General features: G+C 75.7%; 21 protein-coding genes and 2 pseudogenes. 11 read left to right on the plus strand and 12 right to left on the minus strand.

Going from position 1 to position 26,954, the window contains the following annotated elements; translation table 11 throughout:
- A pseudogene (locus IE271_RS24390) lies at positions 1-220 on the plus strand (alkene reductase); the annotation flags it as partial.
- 125 nt (positions 221-345) lie between these two features.
- Here IE271_RS24390 and IE271_RS24395 read toward each other — a convergent pair.
- The 4 genes from IE271_RS24395 to IE271_RS24410 form a co-directional block, all read right to left on the minus strand.
- A complete protein-coding gene (locus IE271_RS24395) occupies positions 346-756 on the minus strand; it encodes a four-helix bundle copper-binding protein (protein WP_229919538.1) in 411 nt (136 codons plus the stop codon).
- Between the two features lie 254 nt (positions 757-1,010).
- Positions 1,011-2,030 carry a hemolysin family protein gene (locus tag IE271_RS24400; RefSeq protein ID WP_190192570.1) on the minus strand — a complete coding sequence of 340 codons (1,020 nt, stop codon included), beginning with the start codon at positions 2,028-2,030 and terminating at the stop codon, positions 1,011-1,013.
- Positions 2,027-3,382, minus strand: coding sequence for a hemolysin family protein (locus IE271_RS24405; RefSeq protein ID WP_190192571.1), 1,356 nt, complete (start codon positions 3,380-3,382; stop codon positions 2,027-2,029). The genes IE271_RS24400 and IE271_RS24405 overlap by 4 nt, the downstream gene beginning before the upstream one ends.
- Before the next feature lie 341 nt (positions 3,383-3,723).
- Positions 3,724-4,299, minus strand: a complete 576-nt coding sequence (locus IE271_RS24410; RefSeq protein WP_190192572.1) for a TerD family protein — start codon at positions 4,297-4,299, stop codon at positions 3,724-3,726.
- A 434-nt stretch (positions 4,300-4,733) separates the two neighbouring features.
- Between IE271_RS24410 and IE271_RS24415 the strand changes: the two genes are divergently transcribed.
- Complete coding sequence (locus IE271_RS24415) at positions 4,734-7,004, plus strand: MMPL family transporter (protein ID WP_190192573.1); 2,271 nt, start codon at positions 4,734-4,736, stop codon at positions 7,002-7,004.
- Between the two features lie 252 nt (positions 7,005-7,256).
- A complete protein-coding gene (locus IE271_RS24420) occupies positions 7,257-7,940 on the plus strand; it encodes a class I SAM-dependent methyltransferase (protein ID WP_190192574.1) in 684 nt (227 codons plus the stop codon).
- A gap of 292 nt (positions 7,941-8,232) precedes the next feature.
- Here the strand turns inward: IE271_RS24420 and IE271_RS24425 are convergent, their stop codons facing one another.
- Both IE271_RS24425 and IE271_RS24430 read right to left on the minus strand, forming a co-directional pair.
- Complete coding sequence (locus tag IE271_RS24425; protein WP_190192575.1) at positions 8,233-8,952, minus strand: alpha/beta fold hydrolase; 720 nt, start codon at positions 8,950-8,952, stop codon at positions 8,233-8,235.
- Between the two features lie 69 nt (positions 8,953-9,021).
- Positions 9,022-9,993 (minus strand): alpha/beta hydrolase, encoded by a 972-nt coding sequence (locus IE271_RS24430; protein ID WP_190192576.1) that lies wholly within the window; start codon positions 9,991-9,993, stop codon positions 9,022-9,024.
- Between the two features lie 335 nt (positions 9,994-10,328).
- On the opposite strand from IE271_RS24430, the gene IE271_RS24435 reads away from it, so the two are divergent.
- Positions 10,329-12,617 carry a helix-turn-helix domain-containing protein gene (locus IE271_RS24435; protein WP_190192577.1) on the plus strand — a complete coding sequence of 763 codons (2,289 nt, stop codon included), beginning with the start codon at positions 10,329-10,331 and terminating at the stop codon, positions 12,615-12,617.
- 394 nt (positions 12,618-13,011) lie between these two features.
- Positions 13,012-13,491 (plus strand): hypothetical protein, encoded by a 480-nt coding sequence (locus IE271_RS24440; RefSeq protein WP_190192578.1) that lies wholly within the window; start codon positions 13,012-13,014, stop codon positions 13,489-13,491.
- Here the strand turns inward: IE271_RS24440 and IE271_RS24445 are convergent.
- Together IE271_RS24445 and IE271_RS24450 are read right to left on the minus strand one after the other, a co-directional pair.
- Entirely contained in the window at positions 13,440-14,396 is a 957-nt protein-coding gene (locus IE271_RS24445; protein ID WP_190192579.1) for an AraC-like ligand-binding domain-containing protein, read from the minus strand. The two genes, IE271_RS24440 and IE271_RS24445, sit on opposite strands and share 52 nt — an antisense overlap.
- Before the next feature lie 358 nt (positions 14,397-14,754).
- Positions 14,755-16,350, minus strand: a complete 1,596-nt coding sequence (locus IE271_RS24450; RefSeq protein WP_190192580.1) for a T6SS phospholipase effector Tle1-like catalytic domain-containing protein — start codon at positions 16,348-16,350, stop codon at positions 14,755-14,757.
- A 621-nt stretch (positions 16,351-16,971) separates the two neighbouring features.
- On the opposite strand from IE271_RS24450, the gene IE271_RS24455 reads away from it, so the two are divergent.
- Complete coding sequence (locus IE271_RS24455) at positions 16,972-17,862, plus strand: NAD(P)-dependent oxidoreductase (RefSeq protein WP_190192581.1); 891 nt, start codon at positions 16,972-16,974, stop codon at positions 17,860-17,862.
- Positions 17,863-17,893: 31 nt separating this feature from the next.
- Here the strand turns inward: IE271_RS24455 and IE271_RS24460 are convergent, their stop codons facing one another.
- On the minus strand, positions 17,894-18,256 hold the full coding sequence (locus tag IE271_RS24460; protein WP_190192582.1) for an ArsR/SmtB family transcription factor: 363 nt from the start codon (positions 18,254-18,256) through the stop codon (positions 17,894-17,896).
- A 159-nt stretch (positions 18,257-18,415) separates the two neighbouring features.
- On the opposite strand from IE271_RS24460, the gene IE271_RS24465 reads away from it, so the two are divergent.
- Positions 18,416-19,492, plus strand: a complete 1,077-nt coding sequence (locus IE271_RS24465; protein WP_190192583.1) for an NADH:flavin oxidoreductase/NADH oxidase — start codon at positions 18,416-18,418, stop codon at positions 19,490-19,492.
- A gap of 66 nt (positions 19,493-19,558) precedes the next feature.
- On the opposite strand, the gene IE271_RS24470 is transcribed toward IE271_RS24465, so the two are convergent.
- Both IE271_RS24470 and IE271_RS24475 read right to left on the minus strand, forming a co-directional pair.
- Positions 19,559-20,467 carry a Dyp-type peroxidase gene (locus tag IE271_RS24470; RefSeq protein WP_308435210.1) on the minus strand — a complete coding sequence of 303 codons (909 nt, stop codon included), beginning with the start codon at positions 20,465-20,467 and terminating at the stop codon, positions 19,559-19,561.
- A gap of 436 nt (positions 20,468-20,903) precedes the next feature.
- Positions 20,904-21,758: a LysR family transcriptional regulator gene (locus tag IE271_RS24475; protein ID WP_190192585.1), complete on the minus strand. Its 855-nt coding sequence runs from the start codon at positions 21,756-21,758 to the stop codon at positions 20,904-20,906.
- 254 nt (positions 21,759-22,012) lie between these two features.
- Here IE271_RS24475 and IE271_RS24480 point away from each other — a divergent pair, with 254 nt between their 5' ends.
- Complete coding sequence (locus tag IE271_RS24480; protein ID WP_229919550.1) at positions 22,013-22,861, plus strand: EamA family transporter; 849 nt, start codon at positions 22,013-22,015, stop codon at positions 22,859-22,861.
- Here the strand turns inward: IE271_RS24480 and IE271_RS24485 are convergent.
- Positions 22,825-23,592, minus strand: a complete 768-nt coding sequence (locus IE271_RS24485) for a site-specific integrase (protein ID WP_190192587.1) — start codon at positions 23,590-23,592, stop codon at positions 22,825-22,827. The two genes, IE271_RS24480 and IE271_RS24485, sit on opposite strands and share 37 nt — an antisense overlap.
- Positions 23,593-23,744: 152 nt before the next feature.
- Between IE271_RS24485 and IE271_RS24490 the strand changes: the two genes are divergently transcribed.
- From IE271_RS24490 to wrbA, 3 genes and pseudogenes are all read left to right on the plus strand, one after another.
- Entirely contained in the window at positions 23,745-25,025 is a 1,281-nt protein-coding gene (locus IE271_RS24490) for an MFS transporter (RefSeq protein ID WP_190192588.1), read from the plus strand.
- Between the two features lie 174 nt (positions 25,026-25,199).
- Positions 25,200-25,727, plus strand: a pseudogene (locus IE271_RS24495) (DoxX family protein); the annotation flags it as partial.
- Positions 25,728-26,324: 597 nt separating this feature from the next.
- Positions 26,325-26,930, plus strand: coding sequence for an NAD(P)H:quinone oxidoreductase (gene wrbA / locus IE271_RS24500; RefSeq protein WP_190192652.1), 606 nt, complete (start codon positions 26,325-26,327; stop codon positions 26,928-26,930).
- Positions 26,931-26,954: the final 24 nt, after the last annotated feature.

Consider the following 26,954-nt stretch of genomic DNA (forward strand, 5'->3'; position numbering starts at 1 on the left):
CCTCCCGATGGGCCCGAAGCAGGCCGACCGGGCCGCCGCCGACCACTGGCTCGGCCTGGGCGCGGACCTGATCAGCTTCGGCCGCGCCTTCATCGCCAACCCCGACCTGGTCGAGCGGCTGCGCACCGGCCTGCCGATCGCGCCCGCCGACGAGACCACGTACTACCAGGGCGGCGACGCGGGCTACCTCACCTACCCGGCCTACCAGTACACCGCCTGACCCCGGTGCCCTCCGCCCGCACGGACGGAACGGTGTGTTCCCGGCCGGGCCCCGCGCTCCGCGGGGCCCGGCCGGGTCTCCGGGCGGCCCTCGCCGGAGGCCTCGCCCCCCGAGGGGCCGTCCCGTCAGCCGAGGGACTGCATCAGGTCCTCGCACGCCTGCTCGCAGGAGCGGCATGCCTCGGCGGACAGCCGGCAGTGCTCGTGCGCGTCGGCGTGGGCGGCGCACTCGTCGCCGCACGCCTTGCAGGCGGCCGCGCAGGCCGCCAGCATCGCGCGGGTGACGTTGGCGTCGTAGCCGGTGTGCCGGGACAGGACGCGGGCCGTCGCGGCGCAGACGTCGGCGCAGTCCATGTCGGTGCGGATGCACTTGGTCAGCTCGCCGACCGCGCCCTCCGACAGACAGGAGTCCGCACAGGCGGTACAGGTCTGCGCACAGGCCTGGCACTCCTCGATGCAGCGGGTGAGCCTGTCCCGGTCCACGTCCCCGAGGTCGGCCGGATAGGCGGCGAGCATGTCCTTCACGGTGGTCCTCACGGTCGCTCCTCCTTCGCGGGGCAGGGGGCGCCCGGCCGGACCGGTCGGATGCGTCACCCCCGGTATGGCGTGTGTGCGGACTCACCATCCCGCACCGGGGACGAGCGGGAGCGCCCGGCTCCGGAAGACCGCGCGGGCCCGGCCCGCCGGTCCTGCTCCGCCGGGGGCCGCGGGTGCGCGCGGACGGCGGTGGGGCGGCTGCCTCGACCCGCCGTCCGCCGTCCGGACGGGGTGGTGCTACGGCCCCCGTCCGGTCAGGCCGCCCGCGGTTGCAGCAGCCGTGCCAGCAGGTCGTCCAGGCTCACCATGCCGGTGAGGCGACCCGACCCGTCCCGGACGACGGCCAGCGAGGAGCGGCGGCGGCGCAGGACGTCGATCGCGTCGGCGACCGTCGTGTCCTCCGTCAGCTCCGGCACCGGCCGAGCCAGGTCGCGGGCGTTCACGGCGCGTCCGTGCGCGCGGGCGACCAGGGCGTCCCGGGCGTGGACCGAGCCGAGGACGGTGCCGTCCCCGCGGACCAGCAGCCGGGTGCGGTCGGTGCGCGCGGCGACGCGCAGGATGTCGTCGACGCCCGCGCCGCCGTCGACCGAGGTGATCCCGGAGGCCGGGACGCGCAGCTCGCGCACCGGGGTCCCGGGTTCGGTCAGCGAGCGGGTGAGCAGCTGCGAGTCGGTCTCGCTGATCAGCCCCAGGCGCCGCGACTCCGCCACGAGGTGGGTGAGCTGCTCCCGGTCGTGGACCGGGGCCAGCTCGTCGCGCGGGGTGACCCGGCACAGCCGGACGAGTCCGTTGCTCGCCTTGTTGAACACCAGGATCAGCGGCCGTACGACCGTCACGACGGCCCGGAACGCCGGGGCGAGCAGCATCGCGGACCGCTCGGGGTGCGCGATGGCCCACGACTTGGGCGCCATCTCGCCGACCACCATGTGCAGGAAGACCACCACGACCATCGCCACGGCGAACGCGACGGCGTAGCTGAGCGCGGTGGGCAGACCCAGGCTGTGCAGCAGCGGGTCGAGCTCGTGCGAGATCGCCGGCTTGGACACGGAGCCCAGGCCCAGGGTGCACACGGTGATGCCGAGCTGGGCGCCGGCCAGCATGAGCGACAGTTCGCGCATCCCGGCCAGTGCCGCCCCGGCGCCGCGCCGGCCCTCGGCCGCCGCCCTCTCCATCCGGTGCCGGCGGGCGGCCACCAGGGCGAACTCGGCGGCCACGAAGAAGCCGCTGCCGATCAGCAGCACAACGGTGACGAAGAGTGCCATGGGGAAGCTCACGCCTGTTCCTCCTTCCGCTCCACCGCGGGCAGCCGCGTGAGGCGGACCCGCTCCGGCACGTGCCGGTCCAGGGTCAGTACGTCGATCACCGCGCGGCCGCCGCCCGGCAGCTCGGCCGTGACGCGGTCGCCGACCGCGGGGAAGCGGCCCAGCCGGTCCACGATCAGTCCGGCGACGGTGTCGTAGTCCTCCTCCTCGGGCAGTCCCACGCCCGTGGCCCCGGCGACCTCGTCGAGGCGGCGGCCGGCGTCCACCAGCCAGGCATCCTCGCCGCCGGTCCCGGCCGGCACGGCCAGTTCGGTGACGGTGTCGGACTCGTCGGCGATGTCGCCGACCAGCTCCTCGGCGATGTCCTCGTAGGTGACGACGCCCGCGACGCCGCCGTGCTCGTCGAGGACCACGGCGAACTCGTCGTCGCGGCGGCGCATCTGCTCGACCGCTCGCGGCAGCGGCAGCGTGTCCGGCAGCAGCAGCGGGGAGCGGGCGAGCGCGCCCGCGGTCGCCCCGGCCGGCCGGTCCGCGGGCAGCCGCATCAGCTCGCGCACGCCCACGACGCCGGTGACGTCGTCGGGGTGGTCGCCGACCACGGGGTAGTTGGAGTGGCCGTGCCGGGCGATGAGGCCGACCGCCTCGTCGGCGCCGGCGTCCGCGCGGACGAAGACGGTGTCGGCGCGCGCCACCATCACCTCGCCCACCGTGCGCTCGGAGAACTCCAGGGCGTGGTCGAGGAGCGCGGCGGTGTCCGCGGGCAGTCCGCCCCGCTCGTGGGACTCGCCGATCAGGTGGCCCAGCTCCTCCAGGGTGGCGCCGTGGTGCAGCTCCTCGACCGGTTCGATGCCGACCCGGCGCAGCAGCTTGTTCGCGGCGCTGTCGAAGACCCGGACCACCGGGCCGACGACCTTGAGGTAGGCGAGGGTGGAGGGCGCCAGCGCCTTGGCCAGCCGCTCGGGCACGGCGATGGCCAGGTTCTTCGGGGCCAGCTCGCCCAGCACCATCTGCACCACCGTGGCCAGGACGAAGGCGAGCACGACGGAGATGCCGGAGACGGCACCGCCGGGCACGCCGGCGCCGGCCAGCAGCGGCTCGAGCAGCGCGGACACGGACGGTTCGGCGATGAAGCCGACGACCAGGCCGGTCACGGTGATGCCCAGCTGCGCGCCGGACAGCATGAAGGACAGCCGTTCGAGGACCGTCAGGGCGCGGGCGGCCCGCTCGTCCCCGGCCTCGGCGTCACGGGCCAGCGCGAGCCGGTCGGCGGAGACGTAGGCGAACTCCTGGGCGACGAAGTAGCCCGTGCCGGCGGTCAGGACGAAGACGGCCAGCAGGCCCGGCAGCGCGCTCGCGGCACTCATCGAACACCACCCCGCCGTGTGCCGTGCTCACCTTCGCCATGGCGGGATGGTCGGGGACTGTGCCCCGGGGGGTCCGTCGGTCTGGCGGACAAAGGGGTGACTCCTCTTGTTCGGTGCGTACCGGTCCAACGATCCGGGCCGGACGCGTGTTCCCGGCTCCGGCCCGGCCCGCGATGTCACACCTTTCGCGGGTCCGGATCACACCTTCGGAGCGGTCCGCCGGGGCCCGGCCGCCCGTGCCGTCGCCTCCGGGGACACGGGACGACGGTACGGGCGGCCGGGAACGCGCGGGACCGCCGGACGCCGTGCCGCCGGGCGCCGCACCGCCGGACGGTGTGCCGTCAGACGTTCACACCGAAGTCGGCGGCGATGCCGGCGAGGCCGGAGGCGTAGCCCTGGCCGACGGCGCGGAACTTCCACTCGGCGCCGTGCCGGTAGACCTCGCCGAAGACCATCGCGGTCTCGGTCGAGGCGTCCTCGGACAGGTCGTAGCGCGCGATCTCCTGGTTGTTCGCCTGGTTGACGACCCGGATGAAGGCGTTGCGGACCTGTCCGAAGCTCTGGCCGCGGCTGTCGGCGTCGTGGATGGAGACCGGGAAGACGATCCTGTCGACCTCCGCCGGCACCTCGGCGAGGTTCACCTTGAGGGACTCGTCGTCGCCCTCGCCCTCACCGGTGAGGTTGTCACCGGTGTGCTCGACCGAGCCGTCCGGGCTGGTCAGGTTGTTGTAGAAGACGAAGTGCCGATCGGACAGGACCCGGCCCGACGCGTCCAGGAGCAGTGCGGAGGCGTCGAGGTCGTAGTCGGTCCCCGTGGTGGTCCGCACGTCCCAGCCCAGACCGACCAGCACCGCGGTCAGGCCCGGCGCCTCCTTGCTGAGCGAGACGTTGCCGCCTTTGGACAGGGAAACTCCCACGCTGTTCTCCTCCTCGGTGAGCCGTGCGCCGGGGACCCGGCGGGTACGCCACCGGGTCCGTACGCCAAATCTACAACATTGTAGAAGTTACCGGTGGGGCGGAGGAGCGGAGCGGGCCGGGCGCGGCCGACATGACAGGACGGATCACGGGTACCGGGAGCCACTGTGGCGAGAAGAGGCGTCCCGGGTGCCGGAGGAGACGGCCTCGGGAGGAGCCGCGATTCCGGCCCGAAGGAAGGCGGGGGCGGTGTCGACGTCCTCCTGCGCGCGGCGGGGCCCCGGCTCTCCGACGGCCGCGGCGGCCGCCGTCCGGGCGCCGAAGCCGCCGGGGTCCGGACCCGCTCCCCCGCGAGGACGCGGACGCCCGCCTCGACGGCGCCTGCCGTGCGGGCAGCGCGATGCGGCTCGGAAGCACCAGGGAAAGGAAGGCGGACATGGCGTCACGCCTGTACGCGTGGGCCCAGTGGGTCGTACGCCACCGCGGTCCGGTCGTCGGGGTCTGGCTGTTGCTGCTCGCCGTGGTCGGCGGCCTCGGAGCCACCCTGCACGGCAAGCTGACCAACGAGTACTCGATCCCGGGGATCGAGTCCCAGCAGGCCCAGGACCTGCTCAAGAGGGAGCTGCCGCAGGCGTCGGGCGGCGTCGTGCGCGTGGTGTTCGCCGCCGACGGCAAGGGCGGTCTCACCGGGGCCGAGGCCCAGCGGGCCGTCAGAGCCGGCCTGAAGGAGGCCGCCGGGATATCGGACGTCAGCAAGGTCTCCGATCCCTTCGAGGCCAGGACGGTCTCACGTGACGGCACCGTCGCCTATGCGGACGTCGGCTTCAGCAGGACCGCCGAGGATGTCCCGCAGTCCGCCAAGGACGACCTCGTCGACGCCATGGAGCCGGCCCGCGACGCCGGCCTGGAGGTCGAGTACGGCGGTTCGGCCATGTCGTCCCAGGTCGAGGTCGGCGGCCCGGCGGAGATCGTCGGTGTGGTCGTGGCCTTCGTCGTGCTGGCGGTGACCCTCGGCTCGCTGGTGGCGGCCGGGCTGCCGCTGGCGACCGCGGCCGTGGGCGTGGGCATCGGCGTGCTCGGCGTGCAGTTCGTCTCCCGGTTCGTCGACATGACCGGCACCGCCACCGTGCTCGCCCTGATGATCGGCCTCGCCGTCGGCATCGACTACGCGCTGTTCATCATCGCCCGCCACCGCGAGCAGCTGGCCGAGCCCGGCGCGGACCTGAGGGACTCCATCGCCCGGGCCGTGGCGACCGCGGGCAGCGCCGTCGTCTTCGCCGGTGCGACCGTCGTCGTGGCCCTGGCCGCGCTGTCCGCCACCGGCATCCCCTTCCTGACCGTCATGGGCCTGGCCGCGGCCGGCACCGTGCTGCTCGCCGTCCTCGTCGCCCTCAGCCTCGTACCGGCGGCCCTGGCCCTGCTGGGCGAGCGGCTGCGGCCGCGCGCGAAGAAGGGGCGGGCCGGGAAGGCGGAGGAGACGGAGGAGACGGGGAAGGCCGGGGCGAAGCGCGGACGCGAGCCCGGAGCGTGGGGGCTCGCCTGGGGCCGCCTCATCACCCGCGCGCCCGTCGTCGTCCTCCTCGTCGGCGTCCTCGGCCTGCTGGCCGTCGCGCTGCCCGCCCGCGAGCTGCGCCTGGGCCTGCCCAGCAACGCCTCGCAGCCCGCCGAGACCACCCAGCACAAGAGCTACGACCTGCTGACGAAGGGCTTCGGGCCGGGCTTCAACGCCACCCTGACCGCCGTCGTCGACGCCGAGGACATCCCCGCCGCCGAGCGCCCCGACGCGCTGAAGGCGCTGCGCGCCACCCTGGCGAAGGAGAAGGGCGTCGCCGCCGTCGCCGCGCCGGTCGCGAACGAGGACGGCTCGCTCGCCGTCATCGGCATCGTCCCCACCACCGGTCCCGACGACGAGGCCACCACGGACCTCGTGCACCGGCTGCGGGACAACGCACCCTCGGTCGGCGAGGCGGGCGGCACCCTCCACATCGCCGGGGCCACCGCCGCCGCCATCGACGTCTCCGCCAAGCTGTCCGGCGCCCTGCCCCTGTTCATCGCCATCATCGTGATCCTGGCGCTGGTCCTGCTGGCCGTCGCGTTCCGGTCGCTGCTGGTGCCGCTCAAGGCGGTCCTCGGGTTCCTGCTGTCGATCGCGGCGGCCCTCGGCGCCACCGTGTGGGTCTTCCAGCAGGGGCACCTCAACGGCCTGCTGGCCGTCGCCGCCGCCGCGCCCGTCACCGCCTTCCTGCCCGTCCTCCTCATCGGTGTGCTCTTCGGCCTCGCCATGGACTACGAGGTCTTCCTCGTCAGCCGGATGCGCGAGCACTACGAGCACACCGGTGACGCGGCGGAGGCCGTGACACACGGTCTGGCACGCAGCGGCCGTGTGGTGTGCGCCGCCGCCCTGATCATGGTGTCGGTCTTCGGCGGCTTCGTCTTCAACCACGACCCGATCATCAAGTCCATCGGCTTCGCCCTCGCGTTCGGCGTCGCCGTCGACGCCTTCGTGGTGCGCATGACGATCGTGCCCGCCGTCCTGGCGCTCCTGGGCCGCCGCGCCTGGTCGCTGCCCGGCCGGCTCGACCGCGTGTTGCCGCACATCGACATCGAGGGGACCGGGCTGCCGCCGCGTGACACCGGCGCCCGTACGGCGGAGGCGGCCGACGCGGCCGGCACCACGGACACCACCGACACCGCCGACACCCGCTGAGAACGGCGGTTCCCGAACGCGCCGGCGGTCCTCTCCGGGACACGCCGGCGCATTCGCCGTTCCGGCCCGGTCCGTCCCTTCCGTAAGCGTCGAACGCGTCGAACGCCCCGGCCGGGCCGTCACCGGCCTGCCGGGACTCCCCTCCCCCGCGGGCGGGGCGACGGCGCGCACGGCCGGACGACGCCACCGGTCACCGGGCACCGGGCACCAGCCCCCGGCACCGTCTTGTCGGCGCGCGCCCGCGGTGCGACGATGCCACGCCACTGCCGCACCGCACCCGGGGGAGACACCGTGACCGACGACGAGCGCACACCACCGGCCGCGGCGGCGGTCTTCGACGCGCTGGGATCCGCGTACGAGGAGGCGTTCGCCGGTTCGGAGACCCACCGCGCGTCGCTGGAGTGGCTCCTGGCCCGGCTCGCCCCGGGCAGCCGCGTGCTGGACGTGGGCAGCGGCACCGGGTGCCCCACCGCCGCGACGCTCGTCTCGGCGGGCCACGACGTGCTGGGCGTCGACGTCTCCCCCGTCATGGTGGACCTGGCCTCCCGGCGGGTGCCCGGGGCGACCTTCCGCCGCGCCGACGTCCGCGGGATGCCGCTGGAGGACGGGGCGTTCGACGCGGTGTGCGTGTACTTCGCCCTGCTGCAGATGTCCCGCGAGGAGCAGGCCCGGCTCGTGGGACGGCTGGTGCGCGCGCTCACGCCGCAGGGCCACATGGTCCTCGCCACCGTCCCCCTGGACGTCGAGGACGCCGAAGGCGTCTTCATGGGGCAGCCCGTGCGGGTGACCAGTTACGCCGCCGGGGACTTCACCGCCATGGCGGAGGCGGCGGGCCTGACCGTACTGGACCGGCGCACGGTGGTGTTCACCCCCGCCCGCCCGGACGCCGTCCCCGAGCCCCACCTCTTCCTGCACTGCCGTCGCACCCTTCCGTAAGCGTCGAACGCGTCGAACGCCCCGGCCGGGCCGTCACCGGCCTGCCGGGACTCCCCTCCCCCGCGGGCGGGGCGCAGCGGCCGGGCGGAGAAGGACGGAGCGTCCGCCGCCGGGCGGACCCGCGGCGGACGCCGCGGGACGGCGGGTCCCCGCGAGGCCGCGGGACGGACTCGTACGGGGGCCGTGCGGCGGCCCGTGCGATGCCGCGGGCCGTGCGGACGCTCCCCGAAGACGTCCGCGCGGCCCGCTCCGCCCCTGTACGGCCGCCCCGTCGGGCGGCCCTGCCGCCGCGTCAGGCGGTGGCGCGCACCGCCTCGCGGATCAGGTCCGCGACCGCCGCCGGACGGGACACCGCGACGGCGTGCGAGGCCCCTTCGATCTCGACGGTGGTGGCACCCGCCCGCTTGGCCCCGAAGCGCTCCACCTCGGGGTTGATGGCCCGGTCCGCGGTGGCGACCAGGGCCCAGGAGGGCTTGGTCCGCCACGCGGCGGCGGAGGCCTGCTCGGTGAAGGCGCCGGCCGCGAGCGGGCGCTGCGTCACCGCGAGGACCTTCGTGACGTCGGCGGGCACGTCCGCGGCGAAGACCGACGGGAAGGCGTCCGCGGCGATGGTGACCTCGGTCGCGTCCTCGCCGCCCTCGACCGGGTACGTCCACTGCTTGAGGTTGCTGACCAGCGGGGAGTCGGGGAAGCGGCCCTGCAGCTCGCCGAGGCTCTCGCCCTCCTCCAGGACGTAGGCGGCCACGTAGACCAGGCCGACGACGTTCTCGGCCGTGCCGGCCACCGTGATCAGCGCACCGCCGTAGGAGTGGCCGACCAGGACGACCGGGCCGTCGATCTGCGAGGTGATCGCGGCGACGTACGCGGCGTCCGAGGCCAGACCGCGCAGCGGGTTCGGCGGCGCGACGACCGGGATGCCGTGGGACTGCAGCTCGGCGACGACGCCGGACCAGCTCGCCGCGTCGGCGAACGCCCCGTGCACCAGGACGACGGTGGGAGTTGAACCAGACATGTTTTCCTGTCTCCTCGTCGGCCACGCGGACGTGTGTCCCCGTGGCTCACGGTCTCGTGGTGGTGCGGATCAGCCGGCGTGCAGGGCCGAACGCAGCGTGGTGACCGCCAGGTCGATGGCGGCCTCGGCGGCGTGGGTCTCGCGCAGGGCGTTGAGCATCACGAAGTCGTGGATGATGCCCTGGAAGCGCACCGCGGTGACCGCGACGCCCGCCTGGCGCAGCTTGTTGGCGTAGGCCTCGCCCTCGTCGCGCAGCACGTCGGCCTCACCGGTGATGACCAGCGCCGGAGGCAGCCCGGTGAGCTGCTCGGTGGTGGCGCGCAGCGGGGAGGCGGTGATCTGGGCGCGCTCGGCCTCGTCGGTCGTGTACTGGTCCCAGAACCACTGCATGCCGTCGCGGCGCAGGAAGTAGCCTTCCGCGAACTGGTGGTAGGACGGCGTGTCGAAGGCCGCGTCGGTGACCGGGTAGAACAGCACCTGCTGCACCAGCGGCACGTCGCCGCGCTCCTTGGCCTGCAGGGTCAGCGCGGCGGTCATGTTGCCGCCGACCGAGTCGCCGGCCACCGCCAGGCGGGTGCCGTCCAGGTTCTTGCCGGCGCCCTCCTTCACCACCCACTGGGCGACGGCGTAGTTCTGCTCGACGGCCACCGGGTAACGGGCCTCCGGGGAGAGGTCGTACTCGGGGAAGACCACCGCGGCACCGGCCCCCACGGCCAGCTCGCGCACCAGGCGGTCGTGGGTGTGGGCGTTGCCGAACACCCAGCCCGCGCCGTGGATGTACAGGACGACCGGCAGGGTGCCGGTGGCGCCGGCGGGGCGGACGATCCGGGCCCGGACGCTGCCCGTCGGACCGCCGGGAACGGTGACCCACTCCTCGTCGACCGCGGGCTTCTCGATGTCGCCCGACTGCACCTCGTCGACCGTCCTGCGGCCCTCCACCGGCCCGAGGTCGAACAGGTACGGCGGGTTCGCGGTCGCCTCGACGAAGGCCTGCGCGGCGGGCTCCAGGACCGGTACGACCGGCTCGACGACATCGGACATGGGAATCTCCTGAAAAAACGTGTGCGTGCGCCGGACCTTTCCGGCGCGGCGGCCCGGACCTCCGTGACACGGGGTCCTCGGTGCCGCCGCCCCCGACGCTAGGGCCGTCCGGCCGTCCGGAGTTGACCGCCCGCGCACCGCTGGTGGCCCGACCGCGCACCGAGGGCCGCGCACGCCTTCGGCGAGGCGGCGGGCGGCATCCCGCGGGCGTACGTCCCCTCGTCGCCCCGCTTCCACTGTTCCGGGCTCCGCCGCTGGTCAGGCAGGTCGTCCGAGTCCGGCGCCCCCGCTCCTCCGATAAAATGTGGTCTCACAGTCGAAGGGAACGTGCTGCCGTGGTCGGTACACCACCACCGGAAGCACTGGGCCCGCTGCTGCGCGGGCTCAGGCATGCCGCGGGGATGACGCTGGAGGAGCTGGCCGAGGCCTCCGGGGTCAGCGACCGCGCGATCGGCGACATGGAGCGCGGCCGCAGCCGGGGACCGCGGGCCCGTACCGTCCAGGCCCTCGCCGACGCGCTGCGCCTCTCCCCCGAGGACGCCGACCGGCTGCTGGGCGCGGCCCGCGACGGCCGCCGGCGGGTGTACCGGGAGAAGGACGGGAGCCGCGGGCTGTGCGATCTGCCGCCCCGGGTGGCCGACTTCACCGGGCGGGAGGAGGAACTGGCGTGGCTGGCGCGGGACGGGGGCGCGGACGCGGGGGCGCGGGCCGCGATCGTCTCCGGCGGCCCCGGCCTCGGCAAGACCAGCCTCGTGGTCCAGGCCGCGCACCACCGGGCCGGCCGCTTCCCCGGCGGCCGCTTCCACGTCGACCTCCGCGGCCTGGACCCGCGCCCGCTCTCCCCGCACGACGCCCTGGCCCGCCTGCTGAAGTCCCTCGGCGTACGGGAGGACGACCTGCCCTCCGACCCCGACGAGCGGACGGTGCTGCTGCGGCGCACGGTGCGCGACAGGAACCTGCTGGTGATCCTGGACAACGCGGCCGACGAGGCCCAGGTGCGGCCGCTGCTGCCGGGCGAGGGCGCGTGCACGTTCTGGGTGACCAGCCGGCGCGCCCTGACCGGCATCGAGCACGCCCGGCGCCTCGCGCTGGCGCCGCTGCCGGCCGGGGCGGCCGCCTCGCTGCTGGCCGGGATCACCGCCGGCCGCCCCACCCGCACCCCGGCCTCCGACCCGGCGGCGCTGGCGCGGATCGCGGAGCTGTGCGGCGGACTGCCCCTGGCCCTGCGCATCGCCGGCAACCGCCTCGTCAGCCGCCCCTCGTGGAGCGCCGCCAACCTCGCCGACCGGCTCGCCGCCGAGGACCTCCGGCTGGACCGCCTCGCCGCCGGCGACCTGCGGGTCAAGTCCGCCTTCACCCTCTCCTACGAACAGCTCACCCGCCCCGCCCGGCTCCTCTTCCGCCGCCTCTCCCTCGTCCCCGGCCCCGACTTCTCCCCCGCGCTCGGCGCCGCGCTCACCGGCCTGCCCCTGGACCGGGTCGAGCAGATGCTGGACGAACTCGTCGAACTCGGCCTGCTCGACCCCGCCGTCGACGACCGCGCCCGCTTCCACGACCTCGTCCGCCTCTACGCCCACCAGCGCCTCGTGGAGGAGGAGACCGCCGGGGCGCGCGAAGCCGCCCGTACGGCGATGAACGCCTGGCTGCTGGCCACCGCCCGGGCCGCCGGACAGTGGTTCGAGCCCCGCGTCACCCCGCCGCCCGCCCCCGGCGGCCTGGCCGACCTCACCGACCGGCAGACGGCCGAGGCCTGGCTGCGGACCGAGAGCGCGAACTGGTTCGCCGCCCTCCAGGACGCGGCCGCCGCCGGACAGTGGCGCACGGTGGTGGACGTCGCCGAGTCCATGCACTGGTTCTCCGACCGCTGGGCCTTCTGGGGCCACTGGCACACCGTGTACCGGCTCGCCCGCACCGCCGCCCGCGCCCTCGGCGACCCCGCGCTGGAGGCCACCCACGCCAACTACCTCTCCTGGGCGTACACCTACTGCCTGCGCCGGCCGGGCGACGGCCTGGCGGTCGCGCTGGAGGCCGCCGAGCTGGCGCGGACGGCGGGCGACACCGTCCAGGAGGCGTGGGCGCTGGCCTACGCCGCGTACGCCGGACGGTGGCTGGGGAAGTTCGACCGGGCGCTGCCCTGGGCCGAGCGGGCCGCCGAGCTCTTCGCCCTGGCGGGGGACAAGGAGGGGCATCCGCAGGCGCTCATCACCCTGGCCCGCCATCAGCACGCCCTGAGACGGTTCCGGGAGTCGCTCGACGTCATGAACCGCGTCGTGGACCTGGTCACCGACCCGCGCACCGCCCCGGCCCCGCACATCGCCGACTACACGGCGATGAACGCCTCGGCCGGCGCCGCGCGCGCCCTCCTGGGCCTCGGGCGCTGGCGGGACGCGGTGCGGGCCGCGGACCGCGCCCTCGCCCTCGACCCCCGCGTCGGCGTCCCCTCCCTGCACGGCACGGCCGCGCTGTACAAGGCGCGGGCCCTGTGGGCGCTGGACGAGCGCGCGGAGGCGCTGCGGGTGCTGGAGGACGCCCTGGAGTCCTTCACGGCGGCCGAGGACTCCGGCTCCCTGGAGGAGGGCCGGGACCTCAAGGAGCGGTGGACGGCCGCCGGCCTGTCGCCCTGACCGGCGCGCGCGGCGGTGCGCCACCGGGCATCGGGGGGGTGCGCTGCGGGACGACCCCGGCCCGCGGGAGCGCCCTACCGTCGCTCCCATGTCCCGTACCGCCGCAGAACCCGCCGCCACCGCCCCTGTGCCCGTGCCGGGCGGCCGCCGCTGCGTCAGGAGGGCGAGGCGGTCCGGGAGTTCGGCACCGTGCCCGGCGGCGACGGGACCGGCGGCCTCCCGGTGTCCCGGGCGGTCGGGCCCGGCGGACCGCGGGCGTGGTGCCCGGCCGGGCGTCTCGTCGGCACCCCGCTGGTCCGCGCCTGACCCGCTCCCCGGAGGGCGGGCGGCACCGCCGCCCGCCGCGCGAGGAGGACTCCCCCATGCCCCGTCCCGTCGGCCCGACGGTCGTCCTGTGCACGGCGCCGCCGGCTACGCCGCGGTGATCCCGCTGCTGCTGCGGGCGGGGCCGGGCGTGGTGGCCCCGGCGGTGCCCGACCGCCGCCTCGGCGGCGACAGCGCCTACGTCGTCTCCCTCGTCCGCGCGATCCCCGGCCCCGCCGTCCTGGTCGGGCACGCCTACGGCGGCGCGGTCGTCACCGTGGCCGGCGTCCAGGACGACGTGACGGCCCTGGTGCACCTGGCCGGGTACGCGCCGGACGAGGGCGAGTGCCTGGCCGGACTGCAGGCCGAGTTCCCCGCTCCCCCGCCGGCCGGCGCCCTGGTGCGCACCCGGGTGCCCGGCCGCGGGCCGGACGGGACGGGGACGGAGGTGTCGGTGGACGCCGCGCGGTTCCCGGCGCTGCTCGCGGCCGACGTGGACCCGGCCGTGGCGCCGCCGCGTCACACCTTGACGCGCGCCGTGGCCTGCCACTGCCTCGGGGACATCCCGTAGGCGGTGCGGAACACGCGGCTGAAGTGCGCGGGGCTGACGAACCCCCACCGCTGGGCGACGGCCGCCACGCTCGACCCCACCGGTGCGCGCGCCAGGTCGCGCCGGCACATCTCCAGGCGCCGCCGCTGGACCCACCGGCCCACGGTCACGCCCTCCCGCTCGAACAGCTTGTGCAGGTAGCGCACCGAGATGTGGTGGGCGGCGGCGACGGCCTCCGGCGAGAGTCCGGGGTCGGGCAGGTGCCGCTCCAGGTAGTCCTTGATCCGTGCCAGCACGGCCCGGACCGCCTCCGGGGCCTCGGGCGCCGGCCGCCCCCGCCGCTCCTGGACGAGGACGGCCAGCAGGTCGCACGTCGTGGCGGCGAGCCTGCTGCCCACGCCCGGCGCGAAGTCCCCCGCACCCCGCGCCAGGCACTCCAGGTACGTCGCCACGACCGCGGCACCGGGCGAGTCCTCGGACAGCGCGGTCGCCGTGAGCGTCCGCAGGTCGCCGTCGGACACGCCGAGGGCGGCCCTCGGCAGCCGGAACGCGGTGAAGCTGAACGCCTCCCCCATCTCCTTGGTGAAGGGGCGCCCCGAGACCGACAGCGACAGCTCGCCGGGGCGCACCAGGACGCTGCGGCCGTCCTGGTCGAGCCGGGCGGTGCCCCGGTGCTGCATCGCCAGGGTCAGGTACTCCACACCGTCCCGGGCGATCATCCGCCGGCTGCGCACGACCGTCTGCGGCCCGGCCGAGACCCTGGAGATCTGCAGCGGCCCGAGCCGGTGGCTGACGATGGTCCCGGCGGAGGGTCTCTCCTCGTGCAGTTCGACGTCGAGCGGGACGAACGTCGCGGCGACGGCCCTGCGCCAGAACGCGGCGCGTTCCGGTACGGCGATCGAAGCGGTCGACAGGACGGAGGGCACGGCGTCTCCTCACCCACTCGTGCGGACGGAGCGGCACGCCGGCGTGCGGGTCGCCGGACGCACACGGTCCGGCCGGGCGACCTCATCGTCACGGACCCGCACGGCCGTCCGGACACACGGTGCGCGCACCGTGCCGCCGACCCCTCGGTCGCCGTGTCGCACGGTCCCGGCCTGCCGCCCCCATCACACCGTGCCGGGGCGGCGGGCACCAGGAAGAACAACAAGAAGAACCGCTCCTCCGCCGGGCGCCCGGCCGGGGCTCCGGGCGCCGCGTCCCCGGTGCGCCGGCTCCGCGTCCGGCGCGGCGGCGGTCCGCACGTCCGTGTGCCCCCGGTCCCGGCGTCCATGCGCGCGGCGCTCAGGACTTCCTGACGACGGTCAGCCGGACGCTGCCGCGGTGGCTGCCGTAGAAGCCCCAGGCGTCGTTGGCGTACGCGTAGAAGTAGCCGGGCCGCTTCACCTCGTGGGTCGTCCCGCGGCCGATGGGGATGCGCTCGTGGCCCTTGCCGCCGGGCACTCCGCGGACCCGCTCGGCGTCGTTGGCCACGTACCCGACGAGGTACATCCACGGCAGGTCCACCTCGCGCGACGCGCCGACGACGGTGGCCTCCCGCTGGCCCGTCAGGGCCCGGTAGACCCGCACGCCCTGGTCGATGACGTCGCCGATCCGGCGCGGGAGGGCGGTGGGCTCGAAGCGGCGCAGGCCGCGCACGCCGCCGGGGTCCGACCAGGTCCAGGCGGCCAGCCACTGGCCCTCGGCGCGGAAGGTGTAGCTGCCGGGTTCGAGGTGGAGGCCGGTGTCGTTCCACAGGTCGCGGGCGTGGATCTCGACGGTCGCCGTGTCGCCGGGCGTCAGGACGCGGGTGGGCCGGTAGGACCCGCCGGTGATCGGCTGGCGCTGCTGCCGCTCCCGCACCGAGGGGTCCAGCGTCTGGGTGGGGGGCAGGGGCTGCACGGAGTTGCCGGCCGGGAGGACGGGCGGCACGGCCCGCGGCCGCGACTGCCACACGACCTGCTCCAGCGTGCCCAGGACGGGTTCGGCCAGGAAGGGCACCGCTCCGGACACACCGCGGTGGTCGTCGTGCAGGACGTCGGCGGGGTCGGGGCGGATCTGGCTCAGCGCGTACTGGGAGAACCGCAGGCCGACGGTCTTCTCCGCCTCCTCGACCATCCACTTGAGGGCCCCGTCGCTCAGTCCGGCCCGCCGGTGCCCGCCGCCGACGTCCATGTGGCTGCCGGGGAACCAGCGCTGCTCGACGTCCTGGTGCGCCTCCGCGGGCTCCCACAGGGTGGCGGTGAAGGGGCGACGCGGCTCGTCCAGGGCGAGTGCGTGGCGGGCGTGCTTGACGTGCCGGTTCAGCCGTACGTCGTGGAAGCGCAGTCCCCGCGCCGGAGTCAGCAGGCCGATCCCGGCCAGGTTGCCGGGGATGCCGCGGGCGCCGACCGTGTCCCACACCCCGATGAAGTCCACCGGGAAGGCGGCCTCGTCGTCGGGGTCGAACCGGAAGCGCAGCCCCTTGCGCCAGCGCCTGCCGCTGTCGCCCGCCCGGTAGTGCAGGTGGGCGCGGGTCAGGTGCCGGCCGGCGGTCGGCGCGTCGTACGCGCCGATGTCGATCAGGCCGGACGCGGCGATCAGACCGGCGAGGCTGCGGGCGGTGTAGGCGCCGCGGCTGAAACCGAACAGCGCGACGGAGTCGCCCGGCCGGTAGGCGGCGGACAGCCACTGGTAGGCGTCGAGGACGTCGTTGGAGAGGCCCACGGCGAACCCCGCGCCGAGCAGCCGGCGCAGCACGCCGCCCTCGGTGCCCGCTCCCGGTTCGTAGTGGCTGAGCTGAGGGACTCCGTTGACGTCGGTGGGCATCAGGGCGTTGTACACACGGCGCACGTTGGACACCGACGCGACGTCCGGACCGAGCCAGGTGCCGTCGCAGCAGACGATGAGACGTTGGGGCATGGCGGTCGTCCCCCCTAGGTGACATCCCCTTACGCTCCCGGTCTATCGGAGGCGGTGTGCCCCCGTACAGTCGAGTTCGCGTGGATCTGCGACCCGGCGGTCCGGGGCGGAAAGGGCGTGCCGCCGCGGACGTCCGGGCGGGCGGCGCCCCCGCCGTCCGCGCCCCGGCCCGCGGCGGACACACCGTGTGCGCCGTGCGGGCGGCGCCCGTACGGGCCGCGACGTGACCGGCTCCGGCCGCGCTCGACCGCCGGGTGCGGGCCGCCCCGGAGCCGGTCGTGGTCCCGGAGCCGGTCGTGGCTCCGGACGCGCAGCGTCTTCGACGGGCCGGCGCGTCCCACCGGGGACGCGTGCCCGGCCGGGGCGCCACCGCCGCCTCCGAGGGCGGCGAGCGCGTCGCGCGGTCACGGTCCTGCGGCGCCGCGCCGGACGGCTCACCGGCGCCGTCCGTACGGCCGCGCGCCTGAGATCATGCGGAGGCGCCCGGGCGGGCGCGTCCGCCTCCGCCCCGGCCGCGCACGGCCGGGGCGGCGCCACCGCGTCCGCCGCGGCCGCGCGGCGCCGGACTCGGGACGGCGCCGCCGCATCGCACGAACACAGCGAACACAGGGAGCCGACCGCATGTCAGACAAGCGCACCGTGAGCGTCCTGGGCACCGGCATCATGGGGGCCGCGATGGCCCGCAACCTCGCCCGCGCCGGACACGCCGTCCGGGCCTGGAACCGCAGCCGCGACAAGGCCGAGCCGCTGGCCGCCGACGGGATCCACGTCGCCGACAGCCCCGCCGAGGCGGTGGAGGGGGCCGACGCCGTCCTCACCATGCTGTACGACGGCGAGGCGGTCCTGGAGGTCATGCGCCGGGCCGCGCCCGCCCTGCGCCCCGGCACCGTGTGGGTGCAGTCGACCACGACGGGCGTGGAGGCGATCGGCACGCTGGCGGACCTCGCCCGCGAGCACGGCCTGGTCCTCTTCGACGCGCCGGTGCTCGGCACCCGCCAGCCCGCGGAGGCCGGTCAGCTGCTGGTCCTCGCCGCGGGTCCCGAGGAGCACCGGGCGGCCGTCGCCCCCGTCCTCGACGCGGTCGGCTCCCGTACGGTCTGGACGGGCGAGGACGCCGCGGCCGGCAGCGCCAGCCGCCTCAAGCTGGTGGCCAACAGCTGGGTGATCGCCGCGACCACCGCGACCGGCGAGGCGCTGGCCCTGGCCGAGGCCCTCGGCGTCGATCCCCGGGGCTTCTTCGACGCGATCGCGGGCGGCCCGCTGGACATGGGCTACCTGCACGCCAAGGCGGACCTGATCCTCCAGGGCCGTCTGACGCCGGCGAGCTTCGCGGTGAAGACGGCCGCGAAGGACGCCCGCCTGATCGCCGAGGCCGGGGAGCGGTACGGCGTCCGCCTCGACGTGGCCGCCGCGAGCGCGGACCGCTTCGCCCGCGCCGAGGCCCAGGGCCACGGCGAGGAGGACATGGCCGCCGCGTACTTCGCCAGCTTCGACGAGCGGCCGTCCTCCTGAGGGCGGGCCGCCCCCGGGCGCCCGGGGGCGGTCAGCTCTCGGGGTGGCGGCGCGCGGCGGTGAGGACCGTGTCGAGCAGGCCGGGGAACCGTGCGTCCAGGTCCTCGCGCCGCAGCCGGTTCATCTTGGCGGTGCCCCGGTAGACCTGCCGCAGCACGCCGCTCTCGCGCAGCACCCGGTAGTGGTGGGTGCAGGTGGACTTGGTCACCGGCAGTTCGACGTCCGAGCAGGACAGTTCGCCGCCGTCCTCGGCGAGCGCGCGCACCACGCGCAGCCGCATCGGGTCGGCGAGCGCGTGCAGGACGGCGGTGAGCCGGATCTCGGCGCGCTCCGGATGGGGCAGCGGTCGCCGTGCCGTGGCGCGGGGGACGGCCACTGCCTGCTGTTTCGTCATGGTGGGTCGGCTCCCGGTGGGTGACGGACGCCTCATTGTACGAGGCTTCCCGTAATTTGACGCATGACGTACTACGAGGACTATCGTAGAAGGCCGCCGGCCGCGTACCGCAGCACGCGGCCGGCGGCCTTCCCCCCCTCTGAACCACGGGAGTCCTCTGTGAGCGCCCTGTTCGAGCCGTACACCCTGCGGTCCGTGACGATCCCCAACCGCGTGTGGATGCCCCCGATGTGCCAGTACTCCGCCGCCCCCGCGGGCGACGCGGCGGGCGTGGCCACGGACTGGCACTTCCAGCACTACGCGGCGCGCGCCGCGGGCGGCACCGGCCTGATCATCGTGGAGGCCACCGGTGTGGTCCCCGAGGGACGCATCTCCCCCAACGACCTGGGGCTGTGGAACGAGGAGCAGACCGCGGGGCTGAAGCGGATCACCGAGTTCCTCAAGGGGCAGGGCACCGTCCCCGGCATCCAGCTCGCGCACGCCGGGCGCAAGGCCTCCACGAGTCAGCCCTGGGAGGGCGACCGCGCGGTGGGCCCGGACGAGCACGGCTGGACGCCGGTCGGCCCGAGCGCGGTGGCCTATCCCGGCCTGCACCTCCCGGAGGAGCTGAGCACCGAGGGGATCCGCGAGGTCGTCGACGCCTTCCGCGCCTCGGCGCGGCGCGCCCTGGAGGCGGGCTTCCAGGTGATCGAGATCCACGGCGCCCACGGCTACCTGATCCACAGCTTCCTCTCCTCCCACAGCAACAAGCGCACCGACGCCTACGGCGGCTCCTTCGAGAACCGCATCCGCCTCGCGGTGGAGGTCGTGGACGCCGTGCGCGAGGTGTGGCCCGAGGAGCTGCCCCTGCTCTTCCGCGTCTCCGCCACCGACTGGCTCCAGGAGGGCGGCTGGACCCCGGACGACACCGTCGCCCTCGCCCGCGTCCTCACCGAGCACGGCGTGGACCTGATGGACGTCTCCACCGGTGGCAACGCGGACGGTGTGACCATCCCGGTCGGCCCGAACTACCAGGTGCCGTTCGCCGCCCGCGTCAGGAACGAGACCGGGATGCCGGCCGCCGCGGTCGGCGAGATCACCGACCCGGAGCAGGCGGAGAAGATCCTCGCCAACGGTGAGGCCGACGCGATCCTCGTCGGCCGCCAGCTCCTGCGCGAGCCCACCTGGGCCCGCCGTGCGGCCCGCGAGCTCGGCGGCGACGTCCGCATCCCGCCGCAGTACGGCTGGCGCCCCTGACCCCGGCGGACCCGGCGTGACGTCCCGGCGCGCGGTCCTTCGGGACCGCGCGCCGGACGCGTCCGGTCAGCGCGCCGCGCCGCGCTCCGCGGCCTCGTCGAGGAAGTCGGCCGACGGGACGAAGAAGAGGGTGCCGGTCACCGCGCGGGAGAAGTCCAGGATCGGGTCGTGGCCGGTCCCGGGCAGCCCGAGGAACATCCGCCGCAGCATGGTCTCGGGGACGTGCGGGTCGCGGGCGTAGCTGATGAAGTACGTGCCGAACTCCCCCTGGCCCGGCCGTCCGAACGGCATGGCCGCTCTCACGACGCGCTGCTCCCTGCCGTCGCCGTCCAGCACGGTGTTCACCTCGACGTGGGAGCCGGGCACGCCGAGTTCGAGGTTGGTCAGCTTGGTGCGGCCGATCACCTTCTCCTGCGCCTCGACCGCCAGCGCCTCCCAGGAGTCCACGTCGTGCAGGTACTTCTGCACGACGGCGTAGCTGCCGCCCGCGAACCCCGCGTCCTCCTCCCCCGTCAGCACGGCGTCCGCCGCCCCCTGCCCGACCGGGTTCTCGGTGCCGTCGACGAAGCCGAGGAGGTTGCGGGAGTCGAAGTACTTGAACGCCTGCACCTCGTCCACCACCACGACCGCGCCCCGCAGCCGCCGCAGGACCTCCGCGGCCAGCGCGAAGCAGAGGTCCGGGCGCCCCGCGCGGATGTGGAACAGCAGGTCGCCCGGTGTGGACACGGCGGTGTGCCGGGGCCCCCTCAGCTCCTCGAACGGGTGCAGCGCGGCGGGCCGCGGCGCGCCGAACAGGCGGTCCCACGCGTCGGAGCCCACCCCCGCCACGCAGGTCAGCGCCGCCTCCGGGCTGGCGAAGCCGATGGACCGCTGCAGTCCCGCGAGGTCCGGCAGCAGCCCGCGCACCGTCTCCTCGCCGCCGGGCGGGACGGTGACCACGAGGAAGAGGGCCGCGGGCGCCGGCGGGCCCAGCACCGGCTGGGGCTGCGGCCGTGACGGCGACCGGGGCACGGGCGGCGCCGGTCGCCGCGGCTGGAAGGGCGGCTGCGGCTGGGCTCCGGCCGACGAAACCGGCGACGACATGGCTCCTCCTCGTACCGACGAACACGGGCATCGGCGTGCGCACCGGGCGGCGAGGGCGGCCTCTCGGCGCGGTTCGTCCGTGGTCCCCTTCCCATCGGACGGCTTCACCATCCGTGACCCTGCCCTTGTCGTGGAGAAACGATGCGGACACCTACACGGCACATACACGTGATGCGTCCGCCAGCCGCCCCGCCGGTCCGTGCGCCGCTCCGGGCGGAGGCCGGGGACGGTGCGCGGCACCGCGCGCGACGGCGGCCCGGCCGTGCCGCGCGGTGCGCACGGGCCGGTGCGGCGGACTCCCCCCGGGGGGCGCGGGAGAGGCGGGCGGTCAGCCGCTGCGGTACAGCGTGGTGAGCAGGTCGACCACGGCCTGGGTGGCGGGGTGCGCGTCCTCCCGCCACCAGGCGAGACGCACCGCGACGGGCTCGGCGTCGCGCACCGGCCGGTAGACGACCCCGGGCCGCGGGTACTGGTGCGCGGTCGCCTCGGCCGTCATGCCGACGCAGCGGCCCGTGGAGATCACGTTCAGCCAGTCGTCGACGTCGTGGACCTCCTCGGTCGCCGGACGGATCTCCCGCGGCCACAGCTCGGCCGTGGTGGTGCCGGTCCGCCGGTCGATCGCCAGGGTGCGCCCGCCGAGGTCGGCGAGGCGCACCGAGCGGCGCCGGGCCAGCGGGTCGTCGGCGGCCAGGGCGCACAGGCGCCGCTCCAGGCCGACGACGGCGCAGTCCGTGCCGCGGTGGTCGGGCGCACGGCGGACGACGGCCAGGTCGCAGGCGCCCTCGGCCAGGCCCGCGGTGGCGGAGTTCACCCGGACCAGCTGCAGTTCCGTACCGGGGTGCGCCTGGGCCCAGCGGCGCTGGAAGGCCGGCGTGTGCCGCCCGAGGGCCGACCAGGCGTAGCCGATCCGCAGGAGCGTGTGCCCGGAGGTGGCCTCCCGGACCAGGTCGTCCACCTCGCCGAGCACCCGGCGGGCCCGCGCCAGGACGCGCAATCCGGTCGCCGTCGGCGTCACCTCGCGGGAGGTCCGCCGCAGCAGCCGTGCGCCCAGGGCCCGTTCGAGGGAGGCCAGGGTGCGGGAGACGGCCGCCTGGGAGACGCCGAGGGCGATGGCCGCGTCGGTGAAGGTCCCTTCGTCGGCGATCGCGACGAGACAGCGCAGCTGCCGCAGCTCCACATCCATGACGCCAGCGTATAGACGGCACCGCCGGCACATTTTGCGCAGGCGCGGGCCGCGCGCACGATCGGGCCATGTGCGCCGTCCCCGCACCTGCCGCCCCGCAGGAACCCTCGAATCCGCATCAGCGTCCGCATCCGTGCCCCGTCCCGCCGTCACGGCCCGCAGCGCGCTCCGCGGCACGGCCGCGCTCCGGACCGCGGCAGGAGGCCGGAGTGCGGCCGCGGGCCGCGGGCCGCCGCTTCGCCGGTGTCGCCACGATGGTCGGCAGCGGTCTGTGCAACCAGACCGGCGCCGCGCTCGGCTCCCTGGCCTTCCCTGTCATCGGACCCGTCGGCGTCGTCGCCGTGCGCCAGTACGTCGCCGCGGCCGTGCTGCTGGCCGTCGGCCGTCCCCGGCTGCGCGCCCTCACCTGGTACCAGTGGCGGCCGGTCATGGCGCTGACCGCGGTGTTCGCCACGATGAACCTCTCCCTCTACAGCGCGATCGACCGCGTCGGCCTCGGCCTGGCGGTGACCCTGGAGTTCCTCGGCCCGCTCACCGTCGCCCTGGCCGCCTCGCGCCGCCGGACGGACCTGTGCTGCGCCGTGGCCGCCGGAGCCGGTGTCGTCGTCCTGATGCGCCCGCAGCCCTCGGCCGACTACGTGGGCATGGGCCTCGGGCTCCTCGCGGCGGTCTGCTGGGCGTCGTACATCCTGCTCAACCGCACCGTCGGCCGCCGCGTCCCCGGAGCGCAGGGATCGGCGGCGGCCGCGGCCCTGTCCGCCGTCCTGTTCCTGCCGGTGGGCGTCGTCCTCGCCGCGCACCGGCCGCCGACCGCAGGGGCCCTGGGGTACGCCGTGGCCGCCGGTGTCCTCTCGTCCGCCGTGCCGTACCTCGCCGACCTGGTCACCCTGCGCCGCGTGCCGGCCCCGGCCTTCGGACTCTTCATGAGCGTCAACCCCGTCCTCGCGGCCGTCGTCGGGTGGCTCGGGCTGGGCCAGGGGCTGGACCGGACGGAGTGGTCGGCCATCGGCGCGATCGTCGCCGCCAACGCGGTCGCCGTCCTCGCGCGGCCGGCACCGCCCGCCCCTCAGGCCCGCTCCCCCCGGCCGGCCGCCGACAGCTGACGGAGCGTCCAGCCGCGCCCGTCCGGGTCGAGCGGGCGGGTGGCCGCCCCGAAGAGCTCCGCCGCCCGCCGGTACGAGAGCCGGCCGCGGCGCGTGGCGAACAGCGGCCCGCCGACCCGGCCGAGGGCCAGCAGGGGCAGCAGCCGGGCCGAGCCGTCGCCCCAGCGCAGGGGCGGGTGGCCGCGGACACGGGCGCGGCGCCCCGGCAGGTCGAGGTCGTCGACGTCGAGGGCGAGGACGCGTTCGATCGGCGCCCCGGTCTCGTACAGCAGGTGCCAGAAGGCCTGTTCGCGCAGGTCGGCGGGGAGCCGCAGGACCGCACGGACCTGGTCGGGCTCCAGGCGCGCGCCGCCGGGGCCCGGTCGCGGCGCGGCGCGGGGGCGCAGCCCGGCCGTGGGGTCGTGCCGCAGCCAGCCCTGGGCCCGCCACCACGTCACGGCGCCGACGAGGACGGACAGTTCGCGGTTGGCGGTGCGCGCTCCGACGGCTCCGGTCCGCGCGTCCAGGGCGGCGCGCAGCCGGTCCGCGGCGGCCGGTCCGTCCAGCAGGCCGAGCGGGAGGACGGGCGGCACGGCGTTGCGGCGGTCGTGCCCCGCCGGCGGCGTGCGGTCCGCCAGGGCCCAGGCCCAGGTGGTGAGGGCGATGCGGTAGACCCGGCGCGAGCCCTCGCCCAGGGGGACGGCGGACAGGAACCGCTCGGCGGCCACGGCGTACTCCACCGGCTCACCCATACGGCCGTCCTCCCCCTCGCCCCGTCGACGATGCACCGCAGTAAATCACGCATATGCCTGCGCCTCCTCCAGCATAAGTTGAGGAGAGGTGGCTCAACTTCTTTTCGCCTCGGTTCTGGCGTGTCGCGTCCGGGGCGCCGCACCCTGCGTCCATGCCCCTCGAACGACGACGCCTCTCGGTGCTGCGCGTACGCGACTTCCGCCGCTTCTTCATCGGTTACACCACCTCCCTGCTGGGGTCGGCGATGGCCTCGGTCGCGCTGGCCTTCGCCGTCCTGGGGACGGGCGGTTCGGGCACCGAGCTGGGCTGGGTGCTGGCGGCGCGGATCGTGCCGCTGGTGCTCACCCTGCTCGTCGGCGGGGTGGTCGGCGACCGCGTGGGCAGCCGGCCGGTGATGCTGGCGGCCGACGCCGTGCGCTGCCTCACCCAGCTCGGCCTGGTCGCGGTCCTGCTGGACGGCGCGCCCGAACTGTGGGCGCTCGTCGCCCTCGTGGCGCTCTGGGGCGTCGCGGAGGCGCTGTTCACACCGGCCCTCGGAGCCCTCGTCCCGCACACCGTGCCCGCCGGCCTGCTGGCGGACGCCAACGCGGTGCTCGTCCTGGCCCGCTCGGCCGCCTCCGTCGCGGGTCCCGCGCTCGCCGGTCCGCTGACCGCCGTGGCGGGCGCGCCGGCCGTCCTCGCCCTGGACGCCGCGAGCTACGCCGTCGGCCTCGCGACGCTGCCGCTGTTGCCGCGGACGGCGCGCACCGCCGCCGCGGCCCCGTCGTTCCTGCGCGAACTGCGCGAGGGGTGGGCGGAGTTCACCGCGCGGACCTGGCTGTGGGTCACCACCGTGCACGTGTGCTGCTTCAACCTCTTCGTGTGGGCGCCGTTCCTGGTGCTCGGCCCGGTCGTCGCCGACGCGCGGTTCGGCGGCGCGGCCGCGTGGGGCCTGGTCATGGCCCTGTACGGTGGCGGAGCGGTGGCCGGCGGGCTCGCCCTGCTGGGCCGCCGGCCGCGCCGTCCGCTGCTGACCGGCACGGTGGCCACGCTCGGCTGGGCGTTCCCCGCCGGTGCCCTCGCCGCCGGGGGGTCACTGCCGTGGATCTGCGCCGCCGCACTGCTCGCCGGTGTCGGGACCGCGGTCTGCAACACCCTCTACACCACCGCCGTCCAGCACACCGTCCCCGCGGACAGGCTGGCCCGGGTCGACGCCTTCGGCTCCTTCGGGGCCTTCGCGCTCGGGCCGGTCGGACTGGCCGCCGCCGGACCGGCCGCCGCCCTCCTGGGCACGTCGGCCGTGCTGGGCTTCGGCGCGGCGTGGCAGGTCGCGGCCGTCCTCGTGGTCGTCGCGCTGCCCTCGGTGCGCACCGGGCCGCCGCGGCCGCCCCGCCCGGCCCCCGCACCCCGCCCCGGCGACGGGCGCGAGCCCTCCGCGCCGCGGAGCCCGTGACGGACGACCCGTGACGGACGGCCGTCCCACCATGTGCCCCCTCGTCCCCCCCCTGCGCCCACCCGGTCACCGGGCTCGTCCTTCCGGGTGCGGCTGCGCCCGGATCGTCGATTACGCCCCGTCGAGCAGGGAACACGTGGATGGCCGTACACACCGACACGTCTGGAGAGTGCCATGAGTCTGTTGCGAGTGATCGGCCGCCCGATGCTGGCCTCGATGTTCATCACCGGGGGGCTGCACAGCCTGCGCGACCCCAAGTCCGTCGCACCGGCCGCGGAGCCGGTCGTGCGGCCGATCACCGAGCGCGTCCAGGTCCTCCCCGACGGCACCGAGCAGCTCGTACGGCTGAACGGCACCGTCCAGGTCGGCGCCGGCGTCCTGCTGGCCTTCGGCCGCGCGCCGCGGCTGGCGGCGCTGGCCCTGGCGGCGACGACCGTGCCCACCACGCTGGCGGCCCACCGCTTCTGGGAGGAGGAGGACCCCGGCGCCCGCGCCCAGCAGCGGATCCACTTCTTCAAGAACATGTCGATGCTCGGCGGACTGCTGATCGCGGCCGACGACACCGGCGGCGCCCCGTCGCTGCTGTGGCGCACCCGGCACGGCGCCCGCACGCTGCGCCGCGAGGCCAAGCTGGCGCAGCGGTCCGCCCGGGCGGGGGCGCGCCCGGCGGCGGCCGTGAGCGGCGTCAGGTCCGCGGTGGGCGGCGTGACCTCCACCGTCGGCGGCGGTGCCAAGGCCGCGGCCGGCGGTGCCAGGTCCGCGGCGAGCGGTGTCACGTCCACCGTCGGCGGCGGCGCCAAGGCCGCGGTGGGCGGCGTCAAGTCGGGCGTCGGCAGCGCCAAGGCCAAGCTGCCCGTCTGAGCCCCGGCCGCCGCCACCGCCCGCGGAGGTTCCTCCTCGGCGGGACGGTGGGTTCCGGGCGGCCACCGCCATCCATGGCGACGGAACCAGGAGCCCGGAGCAGCCCGTACGGCCGCCGGGGGCGGTGGCCCTCCCGGCGGCCGTACGGTGGGGCCGGCCCGGGCGGCCCCGACCCGGCCCCGGAGGCGCAGCGTCCCGCGGCCCGGGGGCTCCCGCCCGGCCGGGCGCGCAGCATGCGCTGGAGGGCGCCGCGGGAGGCGGCCTGTTCCCGGCACCCCGTCGGACCGCGGCAGCCCCGGTCCGTGCCCCGCCCGTACTCCGGACGGGGCACGGACCGGGGCGATCCGCGGGTGAACGGGTGGTCCTCAGGACGGCCGCGCGGTCGCGGAGGAGTTCCGGGAACGCATGGACAGCACCCTTACGCACAAGGAGACGTTCATGGGGACTCGAGTCGCCGTCATCTACTACAGCGCCACCGGCAACGTGCACGCCCTGGCCGACGCCCTGGCCAAGGGCGCGGCGAGCCGGGGTGCCGAGGTCAGGCTGCGGCGGGTGCCGGAGCTGGCGCCCGACTCCGCCATCGACGCCAACCCCGCCTGGCGGGCGCACGTGGACGCCACCAAGAACGAGGTCCCGGAGGCGACCCTGGAGGACCTGGAGTGGGCGACGGCCTACGCCTTCGGCACGCCCACCCGCTTCGGCAACGTGGCGTCGCAGCTGAAGCAGTTCATCGACCTCACCGGGGGCCAGTGGCAGGCGGGCGTGTTCCACAACAAGCCCGCCACCAGCTTCACCTCGGCGATGAACCGCCACGGCGGACAGGAGTCGACCCTGCTGTCCCTCAACAACGTCTTCTACCACTGGGGCTGCGTCATCGTGCCGCCCGGCTACACCGACCCGCTGCTGTTCAACGCGGGCGGCAACCCGTACGGCACGAGCTGGCCCAGCGGCGGCGGCGAGACCCCGGACGAGGCCACCCTGGAGGCCGCCCGCTACCAGGGCCGCCACCTGGCGGACGTCGCCGGCCGGCTGGTGGCGGGCTGACCGGGCGCACCGTCGCGGCGCCCG

This window comes from Streptomyces minutiscleroticus, assembly GCF_014650875.1.
GTDB lineage: Bacteria > Actinomycetota > Actinomycetes > Streptomycetales > Streptomycetaceae > Streptomyces > Streptomyces minutiscleroticus.